The organism is Flavobacterium magnum (genome assembly GCF_003055625.1).
GTDB classification, from domain to species: domain Bacteria; phylum Bacteroidota; class Bacteroidia; order Flavobacteriales; family Flavobacteriaceae; genus Flavobacterium; species Flavobacterium magnum.
Window position 1 is genome coordinate 2,802,257 of record NZ_CP028811.1, and the last position, 17,727, is coordinate 2,819,983.

A 17,727-nucleotide genomic window follows, 5' to 3' on the forward strand; every position below is an offset into this window, starting at 1 on the left:
TGCCTCGATTTTTGTAAGTAAGGATTTTTCGCAAAACCAATTACAGCAACATGAATCTGCCACATCCAATGTTCGTCATGCCATTCATCGCTTTCAGCTGCGGATACGCCACACAAGGATTCAGCCCGCTGCCTGAAATCCGGAATCCTGATGACGCAGCGGCTGACGTGCCCGCAACGTGGTGGTTCATCATGGGAGTTTTTGTAATCATGAGTCTGGCCTTCCTCTGGACGCTTAAGAAAATTTCACGCTCAAAACGCGAATTCGTCTCGTCATTCAAGAATCACATCCATAGCGACGAATACCGGCTGTACCTGCTGTTCTTCGGGACTATGTTTCCGGTAACTGAGCTGTTCCTTGAAATATTTCACGTCCGCAAGCACAGTGAATTCTGGTTTAATTCTTTTATGGGGTTGGTGCTTGTATTCATTTATTATTACAGCGACAAGAATGAATTCCTGAAAAAACACCTGAAGACCATCTTCATAGCAAACTACATCATGCTCACGTTTTATGTGATTTGCAAATTGACCTTCCGACCCTTTGAGCTTGTGACCTTTGCCGAACTGCTGATCATTTTCTTCTTTGCACCGGGCATTTTCCAGACGCTGAAGTCCTATTGGACGTTTATCGGCGGGTTCGCCGCAATACTCTTTGCGCTGTATATAAGGCATGCTGTCGCTGCCAACATTTTGCTTACACTGCTGTACTCCTTCTTTTTCATCATCGTCATCCACTATATCCGGCAAATGATCCTGCTCAATTCACAGCAGCGGTTTGCTTTTGCCGACCAGATCGTCAATAAAGGGAATTCGCTGATCGTAGGCGCGAATATCAAGGGCGAACTTTCTTACTGCAGCGAAAGCATCCGTTCAATTTTAGGCTACTCACCCAAGGAAGTGATGGGGATGGAATTCTGGAGGCTTACCGAGGATCCGGAATTCATCGGTGAAAAATACCACGACAATTACATCGATGAGCGGCTCTACATCCGGAAATTGAAATGCAGAAACGGGGAATATAAGTTCATCCAGTGGAAAGACAAGAAGTTCAGCGAAAATCTCATTATCGGTATTGGTCAGGATGTAACGAGCCAGGTCGAAATCCAGAACCAATACAGGAACCTGATCGAGAATGCTACTGATATCATCTTCGAAGTCAACGGGGACGGCGACTTTACTTTTATCAACGATTTCACCATTTCCATGCTGGGCTATTCCAAAGACGAAATTATCGGGCGCAATTACACCGATTTTATCCGTCCCGACTATATGGCCAACATGAAGGATTTTTATGAAACCCTGGCAGGCTCTGAAAGCGATTTCCCAATCATCGAATTTCCGATTACGGCTAAAAATGGAGAGGAGCTGTGGGTTTCACAAAAAGTGATCGTGCGCAGGAATTATGACGGGCAGGTCGTGGGCTACTCCGGTATTGCACGAAATATCACTGCATTGAAAAATATCGAAATGGAAAACCGCCGCAGGCAGGAAAAAATCGTAAAATACAATGCGACGATCAACAGGCTCTCGACCACAAATTACGCCAACCACAAGAACCTGATTACGATCCTGCAGATGATCCTTAAAAGTGCCGCACGTGACACCGGTGTGGAAAGGGTCAGTTTTTGGGAATATTATCCGGACAGGATTGTTTGCGCCTGCTTGTACGACCTGACCGCCAATGCGTTTTCCAAGGGCAGGATTTTCGAGAAGAAACAGGTGCCGATCTATTTCAGGGCGATTGAGAACGACAAGATCATCATCGCTTCTGATGTCAACAACCACCGAGAAACAAAGGAATTCCGGGATAATTATTTCATCGAGAAAGGCATCAGGTCACTGCTCGACACGACAATCAGCACCAATGGTAAGATTGCGGGCATATTGTGCTTTGAAGCCACCTCCAAAAAGGATTTTGATAACGAGGACATCACCTTTTGCCGCTCTGTTTCCGATATCATTACGCTCGCCATCGAGGCCCAAAAGCGTAAAAAGGCAGAGCAAAAACTGGCGTATAAAAGCGATTTGCTGTCGGCTGTAGCGTTATGCACCGATAAGTTCCTGCTGAAGACCGACACACACGACATGTTCACCGAAACGTTTGACATCATTGGCAAGGCAACCAACGCTGACCACATTTATTATTACGAGAACGACCAGAAAACCAACCTGATCAGCCAGCAGGTCAAATGGGCCAAACCCGGTGTCAAGCTGCAGATTACGCCTTTGCGGCAATTTTCACACCACGACCTAAAGGAAATCACGGACTCGATCCGTATCAAGAAAACTTTTTCAGCGCACACGAGGGAATTGAAGGATACGTTTTTCAAGAAGCTCCTGCTGGACAATGAAATCCGGTCGATCCTGATCATTCCGATCTTCCGGAAAAACATTTTCACGGGATTCATCGGTTTTGATGACTGCGCGTATGAAAGGGACTGGACCGATGATGAAGTCAAGATATTGCAGACGCTGGCCAACAATATCTCCGCTGCCCTCGAACGCAATATCAATGAAAATATGATTTATGAGAGCGAGGAAAAATTCAGGCTGCTGGCCAACAACATTCCCGGAACGGTCTACCTGTTCAGGAATGACGAAAACTGGTCAAGGGTATACATCAACGACCAGATCAAAAAGCTCACAGGCTACAGTAAGTTGGATTTCCTCGACAATCGCGTACGCTACACTAGCCTGATCCATCCGGATGACCAACATAAGGTGGCGTCAGTGATCCGGAAAGCGCTGGACAATAAGCAGGCTTTTAATGTCATCTACCGGATTCACCGTAAAAACGGCGAGGTCGCCTGGGTCGAGGAATTCGGGGACTTCATCATTATTGAGAACGAGATTGCGTTTGTAGAGGGGATTTTTATCGACATCACTGAAAGGAAAACCAATGAAAATGCGGTCAAGGCACGTGAAGTTGCTGAAGCGGCGAACAAGGCAAAGTCCGATTTCCTCGCCAATATGAGCCACGAAATACGAACGCCGCTGAACGGAATTATCGGATTTACCGATTTGCTGATGCAAACCGATCTCGGGCAGATCCAGCAAAAATACATGGGTACCATTAACCAGTCCGCCCACTCACTCCTTGAAATCATCAACAACATCCTCGACTTTTCAAAAATTGAGGCGGGCAAACTGGAACTTGAGATCAAGAAACATGACCTGCGTGAATTATTGGATCAGGTAATCGATCTGATCTCTTTTGAATCCAGCCAGAAAAGCATTGAGCTGAACCTGAAAATATCTGATGACATCAGCAGATATGTGTGGATCGATTCGATCAGGCTCAAGCAGATCCTGTTCAACCTTCTGGGTAATGCGGTCAAGTTTACCGAACGCGGCAAGATAGAGCTCGAGATCATCTCGATGGCCGTGCATGATGACAACCGACGTACACTGCGTTTCTGTGTCAGGGATACCGGCATCGGGATTTTAAAGGAAAACCAGGCAAAGATATTCACCGCGTTTTCACAGGAAGACAATTCCACCACACGGAAATTCGGCGGCACCGGGCTTGGCCTTACCATTTCCAACCAATTGCTGGGACTGATGGAAAGTCAGCTCGAACTCTATAGCGAACCCGGCAAAGGAAGCCTTTTCTGGTTTGACCTTACCCTCAGGGCTTCTAAGGAAAAAGCGGCTGTTACACCGGAAATTCCTGCTTCGACTGAAGCCCATCCTGAACCCGAAATCCTCCCAGACGCGCTCAGGATACTCGTCGTCGAAGACAACAACATCAACATGCTTTTAGTCAAGACAATCATCAAAAACACCGTGCCGAATGTCATCCTAACCGAAGCCCAGAATGGTGCTGTTGCCGTAGCACAGTTTGTGAACAGCCTCCCTGATCTGATCTTTATGGACGTTCAGATGCCGGTGATGAACGGCTATGAGGCTACTGCAGAAATCAGGAAACTGCCACAGGGCCAAACCGTACCGATCATCGCGCTGACCGCCGGGATCGTCAAGGAAGAACGCGACCGATGCCTGGCCGCCGGCATGAACGATTACATTACCAAACCCATCATTAAAGGCTCGATTGAGGCGATGATCAGGCAGTGGAAACCGGGTGTACGCACAGACGGTTAGCCCGCCGCTATTTTGGCGCAATTCTTAAGCCGGATTGCAATTATTTTTTATACTTTTGAGGCTGTTAAAAAAACGTACAAATGGCTTCAACAAACTTAGGCGGAAACGCTGTAAATACAAATGGTGACCTTCCTGCAAACGGTTCTGCGGCACCGGATTTCAAACTGATAAAGAACGACCTCTCCACCGTTTCGCTGGCAGATTTCAGCGGTAAAAAACTGCTCCTGAATATTTTCCCGAGCATCGATACCGGCGTTTGTGCGGCATCGGTAAGACAGTTCAACCAAAAAGCGGCGAATCTTGACAACACAATCGTGCTGTGCATTTCCCGCGACCTGCCGTTTGCACAGAAGCGTTTTTGTGGCGCCGAAAATATTTCAAACGTATTGACGTTATCGGATTTCCGCGAAGGCAGATTCGGGAAGGACTATGGTCTTGAAATGACCGAAGGGGCACTGGCCGGCCTGCATGCCAGGGCGGTAGTCGTGATCGATGCCGACGGTACGGTGGCATACACTGAACTGGTGCCGGAAATCAGCCAGGAACCGGACTATGATGCGGCCTTAAATGCGCTTTAATTGATGAAGACAGACCATTCTTTCATAACGGGCCGACTCAAGAGCTTCAAGTTTGCTTTTGCCGGCGCATACAAACTGGTGACTACAGAGCACAGCATCATGGCGCAGTCCTCATTGGGGCTGATCATGACGGCAGCCGGATTTTACTTCGGGATTACAAAAACCGAATGGCTGTTTCAGGTCTTCGCCATCGGTCTGGTACTAAGCATCGAAGGGCTGAACACGGCTGTTGAAAAAATCGCTGACTTCATCCATCCCGACTTCCATACCAAAATCGGTTTTATCAAGGATATTGCCGCCGGGGCTGTATTTTTTGCAGCATTGGCAGCATTGGCAATCGCCAGTATCATATATATCCCGTACCTGATGGCGTTATAAGCAAGGCTAAATTTCCTATCTTTATAGCACAACCCTACTATGGCAAAAACCACGAAGAAAGAAACGGCAGCTAAAGAAAACGGCGCGGAGTCAAAAAAAGGCCTGCGGATTACCAAACAGCATAAAATCCTGATGGGGAGTTTGCTCGTTTTGTTTTCAGTGGCGCTGTTGCTGTCTTTTATTTCGTTTTACATCTATGGGCAGCAGGACCAGAGTGCCGTAACCGAATTGACTGACCGCAGCGTCAAGGTGGGAAACTGGCTTGGGAAATTCGGGGTGTACCTCGCGGATACTTTTGTTTTGAAGGGTTTCGGACTTGCCTCATTCCTTTTCGTACGGTTATTTTTCCTGACGGGCGCATACCTTGTGCTTGACCTTCCGCTTCGGAAATTAAAGAATGTATGGTTCTGGGACCTTTTCGCGATGGCAGTCGTATCGGTGCTGCTCGGATTTTTTGCGACTTTTATGCCGGAACTGGGTGGTGTCGTTGGCTTTGAAATGAACCTGTTCCTGCAGGACTTTATCGGGAAAGCCGGCACATTGATGGTCTTGCTGTTCGGCCTGATCATTTACCTGATTTTCAAAATCAAGGTGTCGCCTGATGCCATAAAAGCGCTTTTCGAAAGAACCAAGAAAGAAATGGCTGAAGATATTGAAGTCGGACAGACCGCAGCTGTCGCCGAATCCAACAGCTTGTACAACCTTGAGGAATTTGCCGTAGGCGACCCTGAAGACGAAGAGTTAATCGGCGAACCTGAGTTGGTGGTGCCGAAGCCCTCCCAATTCGAAATCAATAAGGAGTCGTTAAAACCGACGATCAGCAGCGCCTCAGAACTGATACTTGAGCCTACGATAAAAGCCGCTACCCCACCGATGGAGGTGACGCCAATACCAGAAGCGCCGATTGAAGAGACTTTTGTGATCGAAAAAGTCGAGGAAGAAACAGTGGTTGAAGAAAACCTTGCGTCCAAACTGGTGGCGGACTTCGGTCTTTTCGACCCGACGCTTGAGTTGTCCAATTATAAATTTCCCACCATTGATCTGCTGAAGGATTATTCATCCGGCGGCATTACCATCAACCAGGAGGAACTTGAAGAAAATAAAAACCGCATCGTGGAAACGCTGCGCAATTATAAGATTGAGATCGCGCAGATCAAGGCGACCGTGGGGCCGTCGGTAACCCTTTATGAGATCGTTCCGGAGGCCGGCATACGCATTTCAAAGATCAAAAGCCTGGAAGACGATATCGCGTTGTCGCTTTCGGCGCTGGGCATCCGTATTATCGCACCGATTCCTGGAAAGGGAACCATCGGTATCGAAGTGCCGAATAAAAACCCGACGATGGTTTCCATGAAAACCGTCATCGCCTCGGCCAGGTTCCAGGAAGCCGAAATGGAATTGCCGATCGCCTTGGGAAAAACCATTTCCAATGAAACGTTCGTGGTCGATCTGGCCAAAATGCCGCACTTGCTGATGGCTGGTGCTACGGGACAGGGAAAATCAGTCGGATTGAATGCCGTATTGACGTCGCTGCTTTATAAGAAACATCCGGCTGAAGTAAAGTTTGTATTGGTAGACCCTAAAAAGGTGGAACTCACGCTGTTCAATAAAATTGAAAGGCATTATCTCGCCAAACTCCCCGATACGGAAGATGCGATAATCACAGACAACAACAAAGTCATCAATACACTCAATTCGCTTTGTGTTGAGATGGACAACCGCTACTCGCTGCTCAAGGAAGCGATGGTGCGAAACATTAAGGAATACAACGACAAGTTCAAGTCCCGCAAGCTGAATCCGGAAAACGGGCACCGCTTCCTTCCGTATATCGTGCTGGTTGTCGATGAGTTTGCCGACCTGATCATGACTGCCGGAAAGGAAGTCGAAACTCCGATTGCGAGGCTCGCACAATTGGCGCGTGCCATTGGCATCCATTTGATTATTGCAACGCAGCGGCCGTCGGTGAATGTGATCACGGGTATCATCAAGGCGAATTTCCCGGCGAGGATCGCCTTCCGTGTAACGTCAAAAATCGATTCGCGCACCATTCTCGATACACAGGGTGCTGACCAGCTTATCGGACGCGGTGACCTGCTTTACACCAACGGCAATGATGTAGTGCGGGTGCAATGTGCGTTTGTCGATACGCCTGAAGTGGAACGTATTACGGAGTTCATCGGTTCACAGAAAGCCTATGCGAATGCCTACCTGCTGCCGGAATTTTTTGGCGAGGAAGAAAGTGGCATGAAATTTGACATTGACATCTCAGAAAGGGACAGCCTGTTTAAGGAGGCTGCGGAAATCGTGGTGACCGCACAGCAGGGATCGGCGTCTTTGCTGCAGCGCAAACTTAAACTGGGTTACAACCGCGCCGGAAGGCTTATAGACCAGATGGAAGCGGCGGGAATAGTCGGTCCTTTTGAAGGCAGTAAGGCGCGATCCGTGAATTACACCGACCTGGCGTCGCTTGAGCAGTTTTTTAAAAATGAAGAAAATAATTCCTAATATGAAAAAGAGTATGAAAAGTGTGTTTGTAACGAACATGAAAAATGTGGCGGTCGCTTTGCTGATATTAGCAGGCTCTATCGTGTCGGCGCAGGATAAAAAGGCGAAAGACCTGCTGGACGAAGTCACAAAAAAGGTGAAGGCGTACGATAACATTTCGATTGACTTCAAATATACCCTGAACAACAGTAAGGAAAACGTCAATCAGGAGAGCAGTGGCACGGTGGTAATGAAAGGAAATCAGTATGTCCTGAGCTTTATGGGCGTGACCAAACTTTACGATGGAAAGAAACTGTACACCATTGTCCCTGAAGACGAGGAAATCAGCATATCCAAAGTGGATGAAAAAGATGCCAACACGATCACGCCATCAAAAATGCTGACGTTTTTCAACAAAGGATACAAATTTTACTGGGACATCCAGCAAAATGTAAAGGGAAAGAAATTACAATATGTCAAGCTCGTCCCGGACGACAAAAAAGACAAACGCAAGGAAATCCTCGTGGGCATTGATACGGCAACCAAGCAGATTTACAATGTGATCGAGACGGGCAAGAACGGCACCAAAACGACGTTGGTTGTTAATTCTTTTAAAACCAATCAGGCGCTGCCGAAAAACCAGTTTACTTTTGTCGGTAGCAAATACCCGAACTATTACATCAATAAATTAGACTAAGCTTCCTGTGAAGATACTCGACAGATATTTACTAAAAACATTCCTGACTACGTTTGCCTCGGTATTTGTAATCCTGTTCTTTATCTTCATCCTTCAGGCTGTCTGGCTTTTTATCGGGGAACTCGCCGGCAAGGACCTGGATTTTTTTATGATCCTGAAGTTCCTTACCTTCTACTTCCCTAGTATCGTCCCGATGGTATTGCCGCTGACGATCCTTCTGGCATCGATTATGACGTTTGGTGATTTGTCAGAGCATTATGAGTTTGCCGCGATGAAATCCTCCGGGGTTTCACTGATGCGGGCGTTGCGCAGCCTCACCGTTTTTATATTTGTACTCAGCATTGCCGCATTCATATTCGCGAACAACATCATCCCCTACTCCCAGTACAAATTCATCAACTTCAAGGCCAACATCGCCCAGCTTAAGCCCGCCATGGCGATTGCGGAAGGCCAATTCAGTGATGTGGGCAGTTACATCATTAAGGTGGAGAAAAAATCGGGACCGAACGGCAACAAGCTCTCCGGCATCACCATCCATAAAAAATCGGTCAATGGCCAGGGAAGCACCACAATCATTAAGGCAAAAACCGGTGAACTGAAAAGCAGCCCGGATTCGAAGGTAATTCAGCTCGTGTTGTACGACGGGGCACAATTCGAAGATATCATCCCTAAAAAATATACTGACAGGGAAAAAATGCCATTTGCGAAAACACTTTTCAAGAAATACAATCTCAATATGGATCTGTCTAAACTCAATAAGATTGATCCTAATGAAGAAAAAGTGACCAGTACGAGCAACATGCTTAAGCTCAGCGAACTCACCTATACACTCGACTCGCTAAACCAGGATTATAAAAAGGAGGTCAATTCGTTTACCGAAAACATCCACGTGCGCACCGGCATTGTGAATATGAAAGCAGTGAAAGATTCCGCCAACACGTCGGTACCCTCCAACCTGCTCAACGCGTATCCCGCATCGAAGCGATTGAAATTCATTGATATTGCGAAAAGCAACGTGGGCAGCACGACCTTTACGATTGCCGGAACCAAGGATGAATTCGAGATGAAGCAGAAAAATATCAACAGCCACTGGCTTTCGGTATACGACAAATTCGTGATTGCCTATGCCTGTATCCTGATGTTCTTTATCGGTGCCCCACTGGGTGCGATTATCCGCAAAGGCGGACTCGGACTGCCGATTGTGTTTGCGATTCTTATCTTCATTACATTCCATTTCGTAAATACGTTCGGAAAAAAACTCGGACAGGAAAACGGGATTACCCCGTTCCTTGGCGCCTGGATGTCGTCGCTGATTTTGTCCCCGTTAGCCATATTGCTGACGTATCGGGCAAAGAATGACCTGCAAATGTCAATCAGTTTTGACTGGCTTACCGATCCGCTTGTAAAAATGTTCAGCCGCAACAAGACACGACCTTCCTTTGAGGCGGACGACCGCATAATCAACCTCGATACCGCAACCGTCATCGAAGATGAAGAGTGGCGCGAATTGCTGAAAATGCCGGACGCCGCGCTGATTGAGACTGTATACGATTCGAAGAAATTCGGGTATAACCCTGCACGGCGCGTTAAAGCGCTGAAGATCCTTGACAGCCGCAACATCACGCAGGCCGATTTGATGCAACAGGGCAAATTATTCAACGAGCAGTACGAAAGGCTCGCGGATGCGTATGAAAATTTTGTGCTGAATTCGAAAATGACGGTGATTACCTTCCTGATGACCGTAACGATGGTCCTTGTGGTGATGAACAACAGACAAAATCTCAAATTGATTGCGCTGGGTGTTATCGTACTAATCTGTTTTTACATCGCTGCCTTCAAAACCGGACAGCGCCACCAGGAAATCAACACGGTTTTGGGGCGCAAGGTCGGCATTTATCCTTGGCTGGTCATCGCGCTCGGATTCCCTTTTTACTTATTATTTCACATTTACAACCGGATCGCACTCAGGAAATCGATTTCTGAAAGCAGTCTATAACCCACTACCAAGTGTCAGATACCATACGACTCAATACAATCGAAGAAGCCATAGAAGACATCCGCCAGGGCAAGGTAATTATTGTCGTGGACGATGAGGACCGCGAAAATGAAGGTGACTTCCTCGCTGCTGCAGAAAAAGCGACGCCGGAAATGATCAATTTTATGGCGACCCACGGCCGCGGACTCATATGCACGCCGCTGACTGAAAAACGCTGCGCAGAGCTCGACCTCCGTGCCATGGTAACGCACAACACGGACCACATGGAAACCGCATTTACCGTGTCAGTGGATTTAAAGGGCCATGGCGTAACGACCGGAATTTCCGCGCTGGACCGTGCCAAAACGGTCCTGGCGCTGACCAATGAAGACACCAAACCTTATGATCTTGCGAGGCCTGGGCATATTTTCCCATTAATCGCCAAACAGGGCGGTGTATTGCGCCGCACCGGCCATACGGAAGCCGCGATTGATTTTGCACGCCTGGCCGGATTTAAGTCCGCCGGTGTCATCTGCGAAATCATGAACGAAGACGGGTCAATGGCTCGCCTGCCGGAATTGGTTGAGGTTGCCCGAAAATTTGACCTCAAACTTGTTTCGATTGAGGACCTTGTCGCCTATCGCATGCAACATGACAGCCTGATTGTCAAAAAAGAGGATTTTGATATCGAGACGCGCTTCGGCACGTACCGTTTCCGTGCGTACCAGCAAACGACGAACAAGCACATACACATTGCACTGACCAAGGGCACTTGGAATATCGGTGATCCGGTGTTGACCCGCATCAATTCGACCGCGATTAATAATGATATCCTTGGCACACTGACCAACGAAACCGATAAGAAGCTCGACGACATGTTCAACCTCATCAATGCTGAAGGGATGGGTGCTGTGATTTTCATCAACCAGGAACTGCAGCCCGGTGACCTGTTGGGACGCATCACCGAATTGAAGGAACTGCAGCAGAAGGGCATTTACAAAGCGCCGCCGATTAAGATGGACGTTAAGGATTTCGGAATCGGTGCGCAGATCCTGCACGATATCGACATCTCAAAAATCAGGCTGGTGTCAAACACGGAACACACGAAGCGCGTAGGCATGATTGGCTATGGACTGGAGATAACGGAATACGTAAATTATTGAGTTTGTATTTCTGATTTGCACATTTCGGAATCTGATGAGGTTCTGGAAATGAATCCATTAGAAAACAATTAAAAAATTACTGCTTTTTTCGACGCAAAATGTTTTGGAAATCAAAAAAGCATGTTATATTTGCAACCGCTAACAGCAATGAGAGCGACATATTGGAGAAATGGCAGAGTGGTCGATTGCGGCAGTCTTGAAAACTGTTGACTGTAACAGGTCCGGGGGTTCGAATCCCTCTTTCTCCGCTTAAAACAGCAAAAAGCCCCGTCATTCGGGGCTTTTGTTTTTTAGTTGACAATATAGTTGACAGTTCCAATAATTTTAGCATTATTTATTTGTCTATAATTTCAATTTCATCATTTGTTATTCCATACATTTTATAAATCGATTTATTGAGTGATTTGTTGATGCCATCAATCTCAGAACGTATAGCTCTAACTTTATTTGATTCAGCTATAAAATAATCTTCCCATTCTGCTTCCTGCGATAAAGTCAATTTGATTTTTAACTTTCCTAATTCGCCAATGAATTTGGAATAATTCAGTAAATACCAATTTTGAAGTGTTTTAGGCAAACTATCTAATTCAAATTTTCTTTGCAGACTTCTCTGAAATTTAAGATTTTCATCATTCAACTCTTTTGATAACGCTGAGAGTTTTATTGAAGTTCCCTCTATTTCATTTCTTTGCGATGTATCACAATTAGGAATCGGGAATGATGATAGATTATCCAAGCTTATTTTGGCAAACACTTTACCTTTAATATCGTGTAGTAAACGGTAAAATATTGTTGCAGGGGTTGAATTTAGAATAGCTGTCAAAAATTCCAAACTATAATTTTTATTCTTTTGATAAATACCGTGTGCTAATGTGTCAAAACAATAACTTAATTCATCAACTGCACAAATTAAGGAATCGCCGGTTTTCCTGATAATAATTTTCTTATCGTTAAACATTTTAGGAGTTCTCAAAGCAAAGTCGATTTTGTTTTGCTTATTCATCCCTTCTTTAGACTTAATGTCAGCTATTGAAATTCGGTTTATAATTGTTTCATCATAATTAATAAATTGTCCCTACCAGCTAATACTGTATTTAGAAATATCTTTTCCCCAAATTATAGGTCGATGGTGATTAGTGGTTTTTTCATCAGATACTAATAAATGCTTTATGTTTCCCGGATTCAAACCATTCTTTAACGTATAGTAACTGTCAATAGTTTTCATTTGGTTAAGCTTTTTAACTATTGACTGAGAGTCTGAGGATATAACCGAAATTTCAGCTTTTGGAATTTTCAAAAAAGAATTTTGCTCAATCTTATTTTCTACAATCCCATTACCCGAAATAAAGTTTTTAATCTTTTCTGCTGAAGCTAATCTTACTATATTCTTTTTATTTAAATCATCTTTTATAGTAAATTTTATCAATAAGCTGCTTCCTACCTCAGCATCTTCAAAAACCCTCTCTGTTATTGTGAAAATCTCATTTAATTCTGTCTTTAAAATTAACTCCTTTCTGATTAACTCATAATAAGAATTAAATAATAAAGATTTTGGAATAATAAAGAAAACTATGCCCTTTTCAAAAACTTGCAGCATCCTTTCTACAAATAGAACATACAAATTAGTCTTATATTGGGTTAAAGGGAATTTTGCCTTAAAATAATCTTGCATTTCCTTATCAATAAAAATCCCATAGGGAGGATTACCAATAATCACATCGAAACCACCTTTTGCAAATACTTTGGGAAATTCTCTATACCAATCAAATGCTTTATCTCCCGCTACAACCTTATCATCAATTAATGAATTACCACATTTAATATTGTTATTTAAGTCATTCAATTTTCGATTTGGTTTTGCAGTTCTTAACCATAAGGAGAGCTTTGCAATTTCTACACTTTCATCATTTAAGTCAACGCCAAACAAATTATTTTCTAAAATACTTTTTTCAACATCGCTAAGTATGAAAGTATCTCTATTATACTTTGCTGATAACTCATCAATATATTTATGTTCCTCAATTAAAAAATCAAAAGCTTGGTTTAAAAATGCTCCTGAACCACAGGCAGGGTCACAAATAGCCAATTGTTTAAGCCATTTTCTATATTCATTCAGATTATTCAACCGTTCACGACTTCTTTTCGCTGCTGGTTGATAGTTCTCATCATTTATTTTCAGGAGCTTTTTTTTCTCGTTACATAGTAGACCTAAAGAATTATCTACCATATATTTTGTTATATATTTCGGGGTGTAGAAAACTCCATCTTTCTTTCTTTTGGTTTTAGAAGTATCAATTTTTTTTCCTTCTATTTTGGCTTTTACTTCATCGAAATCATTTAATGAATTCTCAAAAATATGACCTAAAATATTTACATCAATTTCACTTTCAAAATCATATTCGCTTAATTTCTCAGTATATTTAAAAAGTAATGCATCGTCTATTCTAATATTATTCAAAACCTCATCGGGTTGAAAAAGACCTCCATTATAAGCAAAAAGTTGATGCTTTTCCTTAGTGTCTGAAACTGTTTTACTAAATGCAGGTAATGTAACCAATGCACCAGAATTTAAGTCTTCAAAATAAATTTTGTATCTATCGTACAAGGATTGATTTATCCTCATATTAACCAACTGCTCCCACTCCTTATTTATCCTAAAAATTAAATTTGTTGGGACTAAATTTTTGTCTTCGGCAAAGAATATAAATAAAAATCTATCTAAAAGTTTTTGAGATTTTTTTAATAGCTCTAATGGGTTATATTCCGGATTTAATAAGACGAGATTTTGATGTAATGCGCTTTTAAATGTTGAATAGTCTTTGTAAAGTTCGTTTGATATTTTCTTTTCCTCAATAATTGATTCTTCCTTAATTGTATTAGCTAATCCTTTAGATAAACTTTCATAAGATAATACCAAATAAAGTAACTCAAATTCACTTTCTGTAAGTTGGAATAAATTAAACTCTAAATATTCGGTCGCATTATTAATGTAGAACCTCAACTTTTCAAAATTTGAAGTAATAACAAAAACACAATGAGGGTGGTTGTTTTTATAACCAAACGCCTGTACTTCAATCTTTTTTAAATCAGTTAATTTAGTGCCTTTTAACTCTATGACAGCCTTTACTTTGTCATTGATTATGATAGCACCATCTGACTTTTCACTATTATTAACATTTTTTTTCTCAGTAACTAAGTTGTAATTTTCTTGAGGTTTCTTTGTATATCCTAATACATTAACAAATAAATCAATCAGAAATTCACCCTGATATTCTTCTTCCTTACTATTGCGAATATTATTTTGAATACGGGTATTTAAAAAGTGATTTCTAAAAATGTTCCATTGTGAAGCCACTTTGGATTTATTTTGATTTTGTAAATACTTTTTAATTACTGAATTTTGAAAGAAAGCCATTAGAAAGTTTTGTTAGATGGCACAAGGTAATAAAAATGTTAATTATTAATTCTAACCAAAACATATAAATCAACATCGGAGGATCAATTCAGAAAGTAACAAACTGAGTAAAATTGCAATGGTATCAATATCAGTAACCAAATCAAAAGGATAGCTTAGCAAAGCATTATATTGGCTATCTTAAATGCTGTTAGAATCCAACTAATGAAATTTTAATGTTGTCAAAGGATGACTTAAAAATATAAAAGCCCCAATTATAAGGGGCTCTATTTAGATAATTCTCTGTCCTTTTTAATAATTAACTGTTAAGCCAACTCCAAACTTCATATCACTATCATAATGGATTCTTCCGCTGATATTTTTACCAAAAATATAACGCATATCAGCCATATATTCCCGGTCAGTATTTATCATAAAGCCTGCTCTAATTCTTGGTGAAATTGGAATATCTTCACGCATCAACTGTAAACGCACATTTCCATCATGATATAACTCCCCTTGCAGAATGACAAGCATAGGTAAAGTGTAGGCTGCACCAATACTGAATTGCGCACGTTTGTCTTTTGTGTTCTTTTGCCCAAACAGGTTTTCTTCTGTTTCACCCATTTCCATTTTCCTATACCTCAAATCAAACCCAATAAAAGGCATAAACCACTGATTTCTTCCTATATATCGCCCTATGTGGGTTTCCGATTCATAGCCGTGCATGTCATTATATCCTAAACGCCATTCTGAGCCTACACTCCAACGTGTATTGGCAAGCATTGCCATCCCATCATTTCCATTTGTAGCAAAATCATTTTCTGCCATAAAATGGAATGCCCTATCATCAGAATTTAATTTACGGCGAGCGAATTTGGCATCAGGTAATTCAGGGTTGATATGTGAATTTTCGTAACTGAAAACTCGCCCCATTCCGCTCATCATGTGATAAAGGATGTGACAATGGAAAAACCAATCACCACCTGGCTCAGTTGCTTTAAATTCTATTGTATCACGTTCCATTGGCATAATGTCAATGATATTTTTCATTGGTGCATAATCACCCTGAGAATTTACAACACGGAAATCATGTCCGTGTAAGTGCATAGGATGGCGCATCATACTGTTGTTATATAAAACAATGCGCAAATTTTGACCTTTTTTAATCAGGATTTTATCGGTTTCAGAAACCACCTTATTATCCAAACTCCAAACGTAGCGGTTCATGTTTCCTGTTAACTCAAACTTTAGTTCCTTCCATTCGCCATTAGGTAGTGTTGTTTTCTCAGGCGCACGTAGCATTTCATAACTCAGTGTGACAATGTCTTTGAGCATTGCATCCATATTAGCCATGTTATGCCCCGCATGATTGTTTTCTGTTTCCTCTTTTTGGGTTTTCTTTTTTTCTTTACCTGTTACTTCAGGATACATAACAGTATTCATGTCCATGATTTGGTTTTGCATTTTCATCCCATCCATTTCAACCATGTTACCGTTCATGTCCATCATTTGATTCATCATCTTCATGCCCTCAAAATACTTCAGTCGTGGTAATTTGTCAACCATAACCTTTTCACCGCTTCCAAGCCATATAGAAGCCGATTTTGTTCGGTCTTCAGGCGTTACTAAAAACTCATAGCTTTTATTTTCGGGAATAGTTACTACAACATCATAAGTTTCTGAAACGGCTATTAATAGACGGTCAACCTCAACAGGTTCAACATCATTTCCATCACTCGCAACGACAGTAATTTTACCACCGGCATAGTTAAGCCAAAAATAATCGGATGCCCCACCATTGGCAATGCGTAGCCTTACCTTATCGCCTGCCTTAAACTGTGGATGTTCATCCTGATTTTTTCCATTAATAAGGAAATTATCATAATATACATCGCTTAAATCCATTGCAGTCATACGTTTCCATTCGTTGGTTACCTTAGTACCTAAATGCCCAGATGAAATTGCTTCGGTGTAACTTTGCGTAGTTCCTTTTTTGATAGCAAACCAATCGTTGGCGTTCTTTAACCTACGATGCACTTCTTCCGGCTTCATATCAGTCCATTCGCTCAATAATACCGGAATAGTTGGAATATCCCATTCTTCTCTTTTATTCATGATAAACATCCCATACATACCTATCTGCTCTTGTAAGCCGCTATGGCTATGATACCAATGTGTACCGTGCTGAACAATAGGAAATTTGTATAAATATTCTGCTCCTGGCTTAATTGGCATTTGTGTCATAAATGGCACGCCGTCCATTTGATTAGGAAGAAATAGACCATGCCAATGAAGTGATGTTTCTTCTTTTAGATGATTATAAACATGGATTTCAGCCGTATCACCTTCAGTAAATGTCAACGTGGGCATTGGGATTTGTCCGTTAACCGCAATAGCCATTTTTTTATTTTTGCCATACATTACAATGGTATCACGTATATGCAAATCGTAACGCACAGTGCGAGGTGGTTGCACCGCTTTAACTGTTTTGACTTTTCCCAAGTTCTTTTTTGCAAGGCTTATATTTTCACTTAAATCATCCGTTGGCATATCCATACCTGTCATATCATGGTTTTCAGGCATGTCTGTTTTTGTTTCTTCAGTTGAAACAACTTTCTTTTCCTGTGGCACTAATTTCATCCCACACTTTGGGCAGTTTCCCGGTTTATCTGAAACAACTTCAGGGTGCATAGGACAAGTGTATTTTGCCACACCATCTGTTTCCTTATTTTCAGAAGTAGCAGGATTGTTTTTTGGTTTTACTACCTTAACTGTTTTCGGTTTCGCCTTCGTTTTTTTCTTAACCAAATTCATTCCACATTTAGGACATTTACCGGGTTTGGGTGAATGTACTTCGGGATGCATTGGACAGGTATAACTAACCGACTGCGCCTGTGACAGTGACGGAAGCATAATGAGGAAAAATATTAAAAATGCCTTTCTCATAATCCT

General features: G+C 42.5%; 9 protein-coding genes, 1 tRNA gene and 1 pseudogene. 8 read left to right on the top strand and 3 right to left on the bottom strand.

Annotated features, from left to right (window positions below):
- The first annotated feature begins 50 nt into the window (after window positions 1-50).
- The 8 genes and pseudogenes from HYN48_RS11905 to HYN48_RS11940 all read left to right on the top strand — a co-directional run bounded on the left by HYN48_RS11905 (window position 51) and on the right by HYN48_RS11940 (window position 11,626).
- Complete coding sequence (locus HYN48_RS11905) at window positions 51-4,103, top strand: PAS domain S-box protein (protein WP_108371998.1); 4,053 nt, start codon at window positions 51-53, stop codon at window positions 4,101-4,103.
- Window positions 4,104-4,183: 80 nt separating this feature from the next.
- Window positions 4,184-4,681: a thiol peroxidase gene (gene tpx / locus HYN48_RS11910; RefSeq protein WP_108372000.1), complete on the top strand. Its 498-nt coding sequence runs from the start codon at window positions 4,184-4,186 to the stop codon at window positions 4,679-4,681.
- 3 nt (window positions 4,682-4,684) lie between these two features.
- On the top strand, window positions 4,685-5,059 hold the full coding sequence (locus HYN48_RS11915) for a diacylglycerol kinase family protein (RefSeq protein WP_108372002.1): 375 nt from the start codon (window positions 4,685-4,687) through the stop codon (window positions 5,057-5,059).
- A 39-nt stretch (window positions 5,060-5,098) separates the two neighbouring features.
- Window positions 5,099-7,564, top strand: a complete 2,466-nt coding sequence (locus HYN48_RS11920; RefSeq protein WP_108372005.1) for a DNA translocase FtsK — start codon at window positions 5,099-5,101, stop codon at window positions 7,562-7,564.
- Between the two features lie 37 nt (window positions 7,565-7,601).
- On the top strand, window positions 7,602-8,240 hold the full coding sequence (gene lolA1 / locus HYN48_RS11925) for an outer membrane lipoprotein periplasmic chaperone LolA1 (protein WP_108373619.1): 639 nt from the start codon (window positions 7,602-7,604) through the stop codon (window positions 8,238-8,240).
- A gap of 7 nt (window positions 8,241-8,247) precedes the next feature.
- Window positions 8,248-9,591, top strand: a pseudogene (locus HYN48_RS11930) (LptF/LptG family permease); the annotation flags it as partial.
- A 656-nt stretch (window positions 9,592-10,247) separates the two neighbouring features.
- The gene (ribB, locus tag HYN48_RS11935) at window positions 10,248-11,378 is read left to right on the top strand and encodes a 3,4-dihydroxy-2-butanone-4-phosphate synthase (RefSeq protein ID WP_108372010.1); all 1,131 of its coding nucleotides are present in this window, start codon (window positions 10,248-10,250) and stop codon (window positions 11,376-11,378) included.
- A 163-nt stretch (window positions 11,379-11,541) separates the two neighbouring features.
- Window positions 11,542-11,626, top strand: a tRNA-Ser gene (locus HYN48_RS11940).
- An 86-nt stretch (window positions 11,627-11,712) separates the two neighbouring features.
- Here the strand turns inward: HYN48_RS11940 and HYN48_RS15315 are convergent.
- From HYN48_RS15315 to HYN48_RS11950, 3 genes are all read right to left on the bottom strand, one after another.
- Entirely contained in the window at window positions 11,713-12,351 is a 639-nt protein-coding gene (locus tag HYN48_RS15315) for a TaqI-like C-terminal specificity domain-containing protein (protein ID WP_181248470.1), read from the bottom strand.
- A 102-nt stretch (window positions 12,352-12,453) separates the two neighbouring features.
- Window positions 12,454-14,793: an Eco57I restriction-modification methylase domain-containing protein gene (locus tag HYN48_RS11945; RefSeq protein WP_181248471.1), complete on the bottom strand. Its 2,340-nt coding sequence runs from the start codon at window positions 14,791-14,793 to the stop codon at window positions 12,454-12,456.
- Between the two features lie 291 nt (window positions 14,794-15,084).
- A complete protein-coding gene (locus HYN48_RS11950; protein WP_245945954.1) occupies window positions 15,085-17,721 on the bottom strand; it encodes a multicopper oxidase domain-containing protein in 2,637 nt (878 codons plus the stop codon).
- Window positions 17,722-17,727: the final 6 nt, after the last annotated feature.